The organism is Anabaena sphaerica FACHB-251 (assembly GCF_014696825.1).
GTDB lineage: Bacteria > Cyanobacteriota > Cyanobacteriia > Cyanobacteriales > Nostocaceae > RDYJ01.
Genome location: NZ_JACJQU010000010.1, coordinates 118035 through 130447, shown reverse-complemented (window position 1 = coordinate 130447; position 12413 = coordinate 118035). Strand labels below are relative to the sequence as shown.

General features: G+C 39.1%; 8 protein-coding genes and 1 CRISPR repeat array. All 8 genes read right to left on the bottom strand.

Annotated features, from left to right (window positions below):
• Positions 1-13 precede the first annotated feature (13 nt).
• The 8 genes from cas6 (H6G06_RS17060) to H6G06_RS17025 all read right to left on the bottom strand — a co-directional run bounded on the left by cas6 (H6G06_RS17060) (position 14) and on the right by H6G06_RS17025 (position 12413).
• Complete coding sequence (gene cas6 / locus H6G06_RS17060) at positions 14-1156, bottom strand: CRISPR-associated endoribonuclease Cas6 (RefSeq protein ID WP_190562228.1); 1143 nt, start codon at positions 1154-1156, stop codon at positions 14-16.
• A 97-nt stretch (positions 1157-1253) separates the two neighbouring features.
• Positions 1254-5740: direct repeats of the CRISPR family, unit length 37 nt; unit sequence GTTTCAGTCCCCTTGCGGGGATTTGTGGTTTAGAAAC.
• A gap of 210 nt (positions 5741-5950) precedes the next feature.
• Positions 5951-6244: a CRISPR-associated endonuclease Cas2 gene (cas2, locus tag H6G06_RS17055; RefSeq protein ID WP_190562226.1), complete on the bottom strand. Its 294-nt coding sequence runs from the start codon at positions 6242-6244 to the stop codon at positions 5951-5953.
• Positions 6241-7218 carry a type I-D CRISPR-associated endonuclease Cas1d gene (gene cas1d / locus H6G06_RS17050; protein WP_190562224.1) on the bottom strand — a complete coding sequence of 326 codons (978 nt, stop codon included), beginning with the start codon at positions 7216-7218 and terminating at the stop codon, positions 6241-6243. Before cas1d ends, cas2 begins: the two co-directional genes overlap by 4 nt.
• 4 nt (positions 7219-7222) lie before the next feature.
• On the bottom strand, positions 7223-7807 hold the full coding sequence (gene cas4 / locus H6G06_RS17045; RefSeq protein WP_190562222.1) for a CRISPR-associated protein Cas4: 585 nt from the start codon (positions 7805-7807) through the stop codon (positions 7223-7225).
• 79 nt (positions 7808-7886) lie between these two features.
• Complete coding sequence (gene cas6, locus H6G06_RS17040) at positions 7887-8936, bottom strand: CRISPR system precrRNA processing endoribonuclease RAMP protein Cas6 (RefSeq protein ID WP_190562220.1); 1050 nt, start codon at positions 8934-8936, stop codon at positions 7887-7889.
• Positions 8914-9666, bottom strand: a complete 753-nt coding sequence (locus H6G06_RS17035; RefSeq protein WP_190562218.1) for a hypothetical protein — start codon at positions 9664-9666, stop codon at positions 8914-8916. Before H6G06_RS17035 ends, cas6 (H6G06_RS17040) begins: the two co-directional genes overlap by 23 nt.
• Positions 9647-10609, bottom strand: a complete 963-nt coding sequence (locus tag H6G06_RS17030; protein ID WP_190562216.1) for a DevR family CRISPR-associated autoregulator — start codon at positions 10607-10609, stop codon at positions 9647-9649. Before H6G06_RS17030 ends, H6G06_RS17035 begins: the two co-directional genes overlap by 20 nt.
• Entirely contained in the window at positions 10602-12413 is a 1812-nt protein-coding gene (locus H6G06_RS17025) for a hypothetical protein (protein ID WP_190562214.1), read from the bottom strand. Before H6G06_RS17025 ends, H6G06_RS17030 begins: the two co-directional genes overlap by 8 nt.

Sequence of the window (12413 nt, the reverse complement as noted above, 5' to 3'; positions counted from 1 at the left end):
AATCGTAGCTATTTTAAACATTTGAAGGGGCATCTTTCAGCATTCGACGAGCTAATTTAACATAGGTTTTTGCTGTAGAGTATGGTATTTCTAAATCTTGGGCTATTATTTGTAAGGATTCCCCCATTTCCCTTCTTGCTAATATTGTCGCCCAGGTTGTGGCTATTTTTTCCGTGCGATCGCCTCCTGTCCGTTTTCTTTGTGCTGTGAATATTTCTGTTAGTTGTTCTATGCGTTCTGGTAATAAATTAGTTGTAATTTCTGTGGATATATTTGATGTTGGTTCTATCCATTCTAAGCTGGTTTGTCCTAGTCCAAAGGTGGTTTTATGTCCAGTACCACAATAGGGAGCAAGTTGTACTAAAGCATAAAATAATTGGGTAAATTCGATATTAGCAAAGGCGTTTTTTGTTAACCCCAGAGAAATTGCTCCTGTAAAACCTGTGACTGAACCCCGTTTACCTGCGGCGACTTTGACAGATTCTAAACTGTGTTTATGAATGATGACATTTTCATCTATCCATTCTAAAAAAGCATCTTGTTCTACTGGGTTTCCTGAAAAATCATTCCAACGTCTGAGGTAACTATGAAAAAGATTAATTGGAACTGGAAGGGGGAAATGATGTCCTTTGCGGCGAAAACTGGTAGGTGAAATAAAACTCAGATTAATTTGATTTTGTTTTTGGGTGGATGATGCTAAAATTTGCTCATAAGTAGTTGGTGGGTTAACAATATTTATTTGTTTGATTTGTAATTCGGCATCTCTTAAATTTATGATTGATGGTAGTTGGGTTAACCATTGTTTTAAAAACTGTACTACTGGTTGGGAAAACACGTTAACATACCAATGATAAGTGTTATTTGCTTGTAGTTGTAGTTGTTTACCTGTGGCTACTAATTGACCTTCTAAAGCAGAAATATTAAAGGGTTTTTCTGATTCACCATCATGTAAATATGCAGAAAGTGTTGGGTTAATTTGGCGTACTTGATCTAAAAACCAAGCGTGGAGAGCGATGGTATATTGAGAATATAAGGATGCGGAAGTAGCTGGTTCTAGGTCGAATACTAAACCAATTAATTCGGTATTTTCAGGCCATTCTAAAGAGGTGTTTTTTACTGGAGTTTTTCGTCTGTTAGATGCTGCTGCTCTTGGCATTATTTTGAGCTATATTTTGTGATTATTATTCATTCTACTCTCTTTTAGTCCCCCTGTGGGGATTTATTGTAATTAGAGATTTTTGGCGATCGCTCTCGTTTCAGTCCCCTTGCGGGGATTTGTGGTTTAGAAACACTAAAGTTATTACAACAACATTATGAAGTCGCGCGTTTCAGTCCCCTTGCGGGGATTTGTGGTTTAGAAACACAAATAAGGTTATATGAAGGTTTAACAGAAAACGAGTTTCAGTCCCCTTGCGGGGATTTGTGGTTTAGAAACTTCTGCTGCGACTTCCCGCATTTCTTCTTTAGAGGAATAGTTTCAGTCCCCTTGCGGGGATTTGTGGTTTAGAAACTTTTAGGAAGTGACGTAAGTAGATTGTGGGGGGCATGTTTCAGTCCCCTTGCGGGGATTTGTGGTTTAGAAACGATGTAATTCCCGTCTTCCTGGCTGGGGAGGAATACGTTTCAGTCCCCTTGCGGGGATTTGTGGTTTAGAAACCCAATGGGTTGAGAATATTGCCTGTAATGGCAGTGCGTTTCAGTCCCCTTGCGGGGATTTGTGGTTTAGAAACAATGGTAAGCCTTGTTATGAAAGATATGGCGGAACTTGGGTTTCAGTCCCCTTGCGGGGATTTGTGGTTTAGAAACGACTCAGGCAGCGTTAGCTGCTCAGGAAGTGGCGTGTTTCAGTCCCCTTGCGGGGATTTGTGGTTTAGAAACTTTGCGTACTGCAAAGCATTTTTGAGCATGGTAAATGATTGTTTCAGTCCCCTTGCGGGGATTTGTGGTTTAGAAACCTTAAATTACGGCAAATACGATAAGGTTAACTTAGTTAAGTTTCAGTCCCCTTGCGGGGATTTGTGGTTTAGAAACGACTCAGGCAGCGTTAGCTGCTCAGGAAGTGGCGTGTTTCAGTCCCCTTGCGGGGATTTGTGGTTTAGAAACTTTGCGTACTGCAAAGCATTTTTGAGCATGGTAAATGATTGTTTCAGTCCCCTTGCGGGGATTTGTGGTTTAGAAACCTTAAATTACGGCAAATACGATAAGGTTAACTTAGTTAAGTTTCAGTCCCCTTGCGGGGATTTGTGGTTTAGAAACGGTTGTAAGAGGGAATGATGGACAACTAAAAGAGGTGTTTCAGTCCCCTTGCGGGGATTTGTGGTTTAGAAACACTTACATCCTGCATGGAAAGATAAGTTTATTACTTTTGAGTTTCAGTCCCCTTGCGGGGATTTGTGGTTTAGAAACAGTGTACCTACAGGGAACTGCCCCCTCTCAATCTGTGTTTCAGTCCCCTTGCGGGGATTTGTGGTTTAGAAACACAGCAAAATGAGTATGTTTGAATCAGAAGACCAAGTTTCAGTCCCCTTGCGGGGATTTGTGGTTTAGAAACCTAGGGCTTCCGGCAACATATTAAGGTAATAAAGCGTTTCAGTCCCCTTGCGGGGATTTGTGGTTTAGAAACTCTTTACGCATCTATGAGGCAATTATTTACAGATAAGTTTCAGTCCCCTTGCGGGGATTTGTGGTTTAGAAACTTTTAATCAAGTTACTCGTAATGCTGCAAACAGCATGTTTCAGTCCCCTTGCGGGGATTTGTGGTTTAGAAACAAAAATACTATGCCTTTACATCTAGGTATATAAATTGTTTCAGTCCCCTTGCGGGGATTTGTGGTTTAGAAACTTAGTAATAAAGTGTTGAGAGTTTAAGCAGATTTGGTTTCAGTCCCCTTGCGGGGATTTGTGGTTTAGAAACAATAAGCCACTGGTGAACCGTTGCTCCAAAAATCGTTTCAGTCCCCTTGCGGGGATTTGTGGTTTAGAAACAACAGCTTTTGTTATCCGCTCGCCTTCGAGTTTAGACTTGTTTCAGTCCCCTTGCGGGGATTTGTGGTTTAGAAACAACAGCCGAGCTACGCCATCTTGATAACACAATGATGTTTCAGTCCCCTTGCGGGGATTTGTGGTTTAGAAACGCTACAGATCGTTAACCAAAACCCATTGAAATGTATTGGTTTCAGTCCCCTTGCGGGGATTTGTGGTTTAGAAACCCGGAACGGACGAACCGTAACGGAAAAACCGTAACGGGAAGTTTCAGTCCCCTTGCGGGGATTTGTGGTTTAGAAACTCGGTCGGAAATGGATAAAGATCCGGGCAGTAAAACTAAGTGTTTCAGTCCCCTTGCGGGGATTTGTGGTTTAGAAACCGCGTCGTTCTCTGAAAAGGCTACACTACAGGATTTTCGTTTCAGTCCCCTTGCGGGGATTTGTGGTTTAGAAACCTCCAATTAACTTTAAGCGCCCGCCCCCACAATTTAAGTTTCAGTCCCCTTGCGGGGATTTGTGGTTTAGAAACTAGGAAAAAATCTATTTAATTGAACTCGATGCTATGTTTCAGTCCCCTTGCGGGGATTTGTGGTTTAGAAACAATAAAGTAATTTGGATATTTTTAATATATCATTTATGCGTTTCAGTCCCCTTGCGGGGATTTGTGGTTTAGAAACGATTATTCCTACGATGCCCAGCAATGGATGGGCATGTTTCAGTCCCCTTGCGGGGATTTGTGGTTTAGAAACTCGTTTGCAAACTTTCCACCTGTAATATGTGCATTAAAGTTTCAGTCCCCTTGCGGGGATTTGTGGTTTAGAAACAATTTCTGCTAAATAGACCGGCTGATTTGATGACAGTTTCAGTCCCCTTGCGGGGATTTGTGGTTTAGAAACTAAAGCGGAGCGTACACCATTAGAGTATCTATATTGCGTTTCAGTCCCCTTGCGGGGATTTGTGGTTTAGAAACTTCTGCAAGCATTGGCCAACGACCCGCAAAAAATCAAGTTTCAGTCCCCTTGCGGGGATTTGTGGTTTAGAAACCCGTGTTCATGAAGCGTATATAAATCAGTTAAAAGGTTTCAGTCCCCTTGCGGGGATTTGTGGTTTAGAAACCAGTGATATTCCGGATACATTTAATGTAAAAAAATAGTTTCAGTCCCCTTGCGGGGATTTGTGGTTTAGAAACCTACTAGCCAAATGCTTTGTTTTTCCGCTTCTACCTGAAAGTTTCAGTCCCCTTGCGGGGATTTGTGGTTTAGAAACAACCCCAACCGCTATGACCTCCCTCGGCACTCTTGAACGTTTCAGTCCCCTTGCGGGGATTTGTGGTTTAGAAACAGAGCTAATTGATTCACTTGAAATTCCATGATTTTGTTTCAGTCCCCTTGCGGGGATTTGTGGTTTAGAAACTTTCTCTGGAGAACGAGCGCCAACTCTTCGCATTTGAAGTTTCAGTCCCCTTGCGGGGATTTGTGGTTTAGAAACATTGGTGTGCAATTTATATTGACGGTACAAACTCTCGTTTCAGTCCCCTTGCGGGGATTTGTGGTTTAGAAACCTCAATTGGGGCAAGTGACTTTTCGTTCTGCTACTGGTACGTTTCAGTCCCCTTGCGGGGATTTGTGGTTTAGAAACTGTTCGGATTTTTGTTATCTGGTTATCGACGGAAAGGTTTCAGTCCCCTTGCGGGGATTTGTGGTTTAGAAACTCATTAATCGCATTTTCAATGCCAGCAAGTTGAGTTTGGTTTCAGTCCCCTTGCGGGGATTTGTGGTTTAGAAACTGAATAGTGTAACATAAATCCAAAACCCTTGTCAAGTTTCAGTCCCCTTGCGGGGATTTGTGGTTTAGAAACATAGCTTCTCCTCCTGCTACAGGTGGTGATACAGGGTTTCAGTCCCCTTGCGGGGATTTGTGGTTTAGAAACTCAGGAATTCTGGCTAAAATATCGCCATTATCTTGAGTTTCAGTCCCCTTGCGGGGATTTGTGGTTTAGAAACCCCGGTGCAACTCAAAGAATTGTGTGATCTGTTCCCAGAGATGTTTCAGTCCCCTTGCGGGGATTTGTGGTTTAGAAACAATGTTTTTAACTTTTTCTGGAAAGTCTCTTGACAGTTTCAGTCCCCTTGCGGGGATTTGTGGTTTAGAAACCTGAACAGGTGCAAGCCGTAATTGAAGGATCAAGCAATACAAAGCGTTTCAGTCCCCTTGCGGGGATTTGTGGTTTAGAAACCTTGCTTTGTGATGCGGTGTTGGGTTAACATAAGATGTTTCAGTCCCCTTGCGGGGATTTGTGGTTTAGAAACCGATGCCATCAGGGACAGTGGTTTGTGATGGTCAAGGCAAGTTTCAGTCCCCTTGCGGGGATTTGTGGTTTAGAAACAAGACCCGCAGCCGCAGCAAGCGCCAGAGGTAGAGTTTCAGTCCCCTTGCGGGGATTTGTGGTTTAGAAACCTTAAATGAAGACTTTCTTTTTGGTGATATTTCCAGAAAAGTTTCAGTCCCCTTGCGGGGATTTGTGGTTTAGAAACCAACTTTGAGAACAGCGAAGAACTTGCCATTTTCATGTTTCAGTCCCCTTGCGGGGATTTGTGGTTTAGAAACGTAATTTTTATTTTGATAATGGTGTTTTAAAAGTTGGTTTCAGTCCCCTTGCGGGGATTTGTGGTTTAGAAACTATGAGCAAACCGAAAAAGCAAAAGCCCGTCGCAAGCGTGTTTCAGTCCCCTTGCGGGGATTTGTGGTTTAGAAACCCGGCGCTTTGAAACACAGTCTAGAACCGGAATCTAGAGACGATTTTGGCAGACCTCTCAAAAAACCTCATTTCAGGCTTCGGGTCAACTGCCAACTGAAACTGATGAAACGCTCAAAGTATTCAATTATCAAGGTTCTGGCGATTTGGCGGACCCCCCAGGGTTTTTGCCCCCGCTTCGGTTTGCCAAAAATTCAAGCTCATGTATCAATTATATGATTATAGCTTGCTCTTGTCTAGGAATTTCCGAACCATAAGTAATAGTCTTTTTCACACTCCCAGCATCTAGTACATAAATTCTCACAGAGTCCTCATCAGGCTTGATCAGTTTTTCCATCTTAGTTTGCAGTGTCGCAAACTGTACCGCAGTCAAAAAACATTCAAACACACTATATTGAGTCCATTTCCCGTAACCACCCAACATTTTATGTAATCTTGTCCTGCGTTTGTTGGCAGCTTTGCTATCTGGTAAGTCGTAAATAATCAGATAAAAATGTGTTGTCATCTTAATGATAATGGTTTGTAGGGTACACCTTCTTGTAAATGACGACTCAATAACCGTGCTTGTAATTCTATTCCGCGTCTGTAGGTACAACGATAATCAAACACCGGATGTTTAAATTCATCATTCATCTTTTTATCAAAGGCTTGCAAGAATGTTTTCTTAGCATTATCCTTCAAACGATAAGCACCCAAACTTTCATTAAAATCCTGGGGTTGAATTTCTTTCTTGTGCAACACTGACAACACTAAATTATCAGCTATCAATGCTCTAAATTCTTCCATTAAATCCAACACCATCGCCGGTTGACCATGATGGACTTCATGTAAATAACCGATATAAGGATCTAAACCTGCCACATTTACTGCTGCCATTACTTGACCTTGTAATAAAGCATAAGCAAAACTCAATAATGAATTTACAGGATCAGTTGGTGGGCGACGATTTCTACCATTAAAAATCCATTGTTTGCCTACCATATTCTGCCAACAAGCAAAATATTCTCTAGCTGCTAAACCTTCCACACCCCGAACTTGATCTAAAGTTTGTTGATTTTTAACTAAACTTTTACGTTCTTTGAGGGGATTATCTTTTTCATTATGGCGGTACAATACATTATATTGATTATGAATTTTTGCAGTAACAATGGTTTTTACTAATTCCAATCTTTTCACAGGATCATAATAAACTTGATATTGTGCTAACCGCAGTTGACCATTACGAGAAGATTTAGGTAAAGCCGAACCCAAGTATTTACCAAAACTAGAAAGATAATGTATAGGCATTCCTAATTCTAAAGCATAGGCAAAAGCATCACCAGTCACTTGGGGATTACCCATCAACATGATTTCATTCACAGTTTGAGCAGCGACTTTACATTTTTTCCAAGTCCCATCTTCCTGTTTTAAAGCCACCTGGAAAGCTTCATAATCTTTGCTAAGAATAGCATCAGGTTGAATTACATACAGAGTGGTCATAATTTTAGGATTCCTGAGATTTTAATTGTTTGACTTCAAAGGGTAAACATATCCGTTGTAAACTACAGGATTGGCATTTTTTGGTATGATCAATAGGTGCTGGCATTTTGTTTTGACTAGCAACATGAGCCAATGCGATCGCTTGCTCAGTCATTTGTCGTAATTGGGGAGTAAAAGCCACAGTTTGTCTACGACGATTAGCATGATAAAATATTTCACCATAGGTAATATTTCTACCTGTGCGTTCTTCCAAACATAAAGCGGCAGCACATAATTGAAAATGGTCGTTTAAATGCTGTGCCATCTTGCCTTTTTTGTATTCCACCGGCACAAGTTGACCATCACATTCTTCCACAGCATCAATAACACCGGAAACTTTTAAACGTTCAGACCACACCCATTGTTGTTGATAAATTAAAGTTTCACCATCTTGAAAAGTACCATCTTCATTAATATTACGGTGGATATGACGACCTAAAATAATGTGTTCATTATCTTCCATTTCACCTAACACATATTCCAGGTAAAAACGCCGGGGACAATATTCCCAAGCATTGAGATAAGCTAAAGGTAAATAATCTTCATTCATTTTATTTGGTAATTGGTAATGGGTAATTGGTAATGGGTATTTGGTAATTCGTTATTTCCCCATTTTTAATTTTTAATTTTTAATTTTTAATTCTCACCTGTCCCATCCCCATAGTTGTTTTCCGACCCACACCAGAAAAGACAGCAAAGCGAGATAAAATAGTAGCAATACGGGCTTGTTCGGGGTCTAAAAAACGGTATTTTACCCAACCTACAGAACCAATTTCTGCACCAGCTTCCATTTTTAAAGCATGGGTTTTGAGGTCAAAAGCAGAAACCAAACCTTGCCATTTAACTTCAGGAAAGTGTAAATCTAAAGGTGCAAAATGATTCCAACGACGCAACAAACTATTAAATACTAACTCCGGTAAAGGGAAAGGTTGAATATTTTGATGTTGTTTGAAACTGGTAGGTGATACAAACTGCAATTCAATGGTATTTTGTGTTGGTAATTTCATCAGTTTTTCAAAGCTGCTAGATTCTACAACATTTAGCCATTGACCTAATCTACAGGGTATTCCTGCTAAAGTTATTTCACTACCTATATTTTGACTCAATCCCCACAGTAAAGGTGCTAAAAGTTCAGGTTTTAACAAAGTAATTTTTAACTGTATTCTTTGCCGTGAAGTGTATTGTATACCTACAGTAAATGGTAAAATATTTTGTTGATGTAAATGTTCAGATAATGCAGGATTAGCAGTAGCAAACCATTGAAAACATTGGGCATGAATCGCCCTACCTAATGTTGGTGGTAGGGGTTCATTGGCAGAAATAGAAACGAGAATTACATGAAGTGCATCACTATCAACCTCAACACCTGTAAATTGATAAGATTTATTATTCCAATTTAAACATTGAGATACATTACCTCCACATATATACTGACAAATTGATGCCGTCAGTTGTGAATATAACCCCGAATCTGGCAACACAGGCATAATTTTAGTAATACCATCATGAATCTGTAAAGGAATCCAAACAGGTGCAGGTTGAATATCTGATAACCAAGATTCTAAAGCTACAGAATTTGTTGAATTTGCATCCTGTTTGAGAACTTGTTTGAGAATTAAACTAATGCCCGCAAATTTATGATGTTCTAGTGTATTGTTAGTATCTGTGGTAAATGTCATAACGGGCGCTGGTTGCAACGAGTTTTAAGGGAAGAAATCCAGATTTAATTACTCGGTCTTTACCAAGTTGGGCTTTATCAGTGGAAAAAGGATTGATGCGATTAAAGGTAGTTTTTTCACCTAAATCATCCATTGGTTGGACTGTAAAACCTGTAGTTAAATTAGGTTGAAATAAGGGTTCAGAAGTTTCTTGTTTGCCATCGGGTAAATATTGAAAGAAACAACCCTTTTTACCGAAATAATTAATTTGACTAAACAACCTTTCTAATTCTGATAAACGGTTTCCTGCACTACAACAAATTTGTAAATGTCCTTGTAAATGTACCCACTCCCGAAATACAAAACCATCCTGCATAGGTAGAGTTGGACGAGTTTTATCAGCCTTATCTGCGGTTTGATCGTAATAGCGTAGCTTGTAACCGTTGCGATTGACAACCAATTTTTCAGGAGGACAGATATAAATAATTAAATCTCGAATCCAAGTAAATTCTGTTTTAATCCATGCGTCAAAGTCTGTTAAATGTTGTCTTCCTTGACTTTCTAACAACACTTTCAACAATGCCATTTTGATAGCATAAGGAGTAGGTACTAAATTAGACCTAGCAGCCATACTTGTGGCATCAGAACGTTTGAGAGAAAATAGGCTAACAGGTTGATAGGTTACAGTTAGCCATTTAGTTACGGTTTCTGATGGTGGGGAAGTTTTAGATTTAGGAGATTGCTTCGGCATTTTCACTTTCCCAAGGTAAACTTTGGGTGATCAAAATTTCAATTTTGTCGGCAAATTCAGCCATATTTTCAAACTGAAAACAGCGAATTGTATCAACACCGTTGAGATTATTTAAAGTAGCTGCTAAACTCTTAATTTGACTTTGATAACTATCTTCCAATGCACTTAACATTGGTGCGGGACAACGACGAGAACTAACAGTAATTATCCCCTCAAAACTATCAGGATGGGGTAAGTTAGTATTGCGTTTTGCTCCATTGGGTTGTAAATAGGTGTACAGCACACTTTTTAGTAAAGCATCGAGGCGTTTTTTGCGCTCAGAAACATCAATGCTATAACCAAAATTGTGGGGATTATACCCAATTCTAAAAGCCTCAATATTGAGAACAGTAGCATATAAACCCGAACTAACTTGAACATTATAGGGAGTGGGATTTTCTACACCATATTTAGCATGAAAATAACTCTGGGTTTTTACTTGATTTGGTCTACCAACAATCGCTCCAAATTCAATGGTAGAATCTCGTTTGAGGGTTTGTCCACCTTTGACTGTCACCATAAAACCCTCTAAATCGCTGATAGTGCAAAGTTGAATTACTTTATCTGTTTTGGCAGCTAAATCAGCATCTTTATCTGTGAAAAATTGGCTATTTTTATCTAAATCATAACCAATTCTATCAGGATTTAATTGTTTACCACCTTCTGATAAAGTTAATCCAGATTCTACAGCTATGCGTTGTAAATGTTCTGATTGAATATGTTTGAACATATCCCCAGAAATACCATTTACATACTCAGCCTCATCCATGCCATTTTGAATTACATAATAACGTCTAGTTAAAGATTGATTACCCTCGTTACCTTCGTTATTTAAAGCATGAAGTTGTAGAGATAATAAACCACTAATAGAAATGGAATAAACGGGAAATTGTGTCTTAGTCATTTTCGGTTTCTCCTTCTGCAATGTTATCTAATTCTGTATCTGTTCCATCATTAGTATCATTTTGATTTGATTCTTGGGATTTACCCCAACCCTTAGCATAACCATAGGCAATTAATAGGTTAGCAACTAAACTAGAACCATGTTCTTCAATCAGATTGATGACCCTATCTAAATCATCTTTATTAGTCCAAATTCTCCGGGTTTTACCTTTCTTTTTCAGTTCTTCATCAATTCGCAAGTTTTCGTTTTCATAACTAGCAATAAAAGATGATAATTCAATGATAAAATCCTTTTTAGAACCCGCTTGACTACTCAACCGTTGTGCTAAACCATAGATTCTATCCCAACCATGTTCGTCTTTTCCTGCATAGACAGTTGCGCTATTAATAGCCTTAGCAATGCGTAAAAATCCAGGGTCTTCGGTAATATCTCTTAAATCTAATTCTTTTTCATTTTGACGATGGTTAAAATTTTTCACCATAAGGTTTAATCCATTGATAGAAAATAAACGCGGAAAGAATTTAGCTTTGGGGTCTGCTAAACGTTTGACAACATAATCAGCATAACTAACCTGAAAACGAAAGAAATTGAACAAATTTGTACCAGTGATAAAATCCCGATAAGCTGCCAATAATTCACTGTGTCCTTCTTCCGCAGATAAGGTAGTGATAACTGATAAATGTTCACTCAAAACTTGATTATATTCTGTTAATTCTTGCTGATTTTCAGGACTAATCCAACCAGGTAAACCTAACGTAAAAACCTCTTTGACACCATAAACTTGACCCTTAGAACCAAAGTGAGTACCAATAAAGTTACTAACAAATTGATTCACTGGTTTAAAAAGCTCAAATTCATCGGTTTCTGCATCAGCTTGAGATTGATGATAATCTAATAATTTTTGACAGAATTTCAAAACCAATTCCGCATCAAACCGTGCAATTCCATGACCACCACTAGGGGGGTTAAATTGACGAAGTTTATCCAAAACTTCCCGATATTTAGTAAGTTGAATATCTTGGGGTTCTAAAACTACAACTCGCCAATCAAATACTCGTTCAGCTATTTTGATGCGTTCTGATATTCCAAATTGAAATAAACCCCCAGCAATCAACCATAAACTTAACCAATCTGTTTTTTGAGGATCTACTTTATTGCTGTCTGCTTTAACTCGATTCACCCCTTGTACAGATGTTGGTAAATAGATTTTGACTGCACTTGCTGTTTCTGGTAATTTCTGTCCTGTAGCTTGGGTAAATAAGTCGTTTACTAATTGAGTGAAATCGTCTGTTTCTTGACTAAATGCAGTAAATAAAGCCACCAAGAATTTACCATAATTTTCGCCAATTTGCCATCCTAAAAACCATAGTTCATTATGATTTCGGTCATGACGCATGGAAGTGAGAATCACGCCATTTTGGGTACTAGGATGAGGTGGTTTTGGTGCATCTTCATTAAATTCAACTTTACCCTTTTGTTGAAAAAGATAATTCAAAAAAAGTGTACGTCTTTCCCTTACTTCTACTACATCAAAATATTCATGTTCTTGTGGTATTTTACTAACGTCAGTTTTTTGACCTTTAACTGGTGGAAAAGGATCGGTATAATTGAGTTTAGCTACCAATTCTAAATTGATAGACTGTTTTAATTGCAAACAGTAGCACGTACCTTGATCTACAATTTGAATATCACGTTTTTGATGTGTTTCTCTCAGTGCATACTCCACAAGCTGCACCAGACCCAACATCATCAGAGTGTCAGCATAAGTGCCGAATTTTTTGGTAACAAATAACTGCTGTGTCAT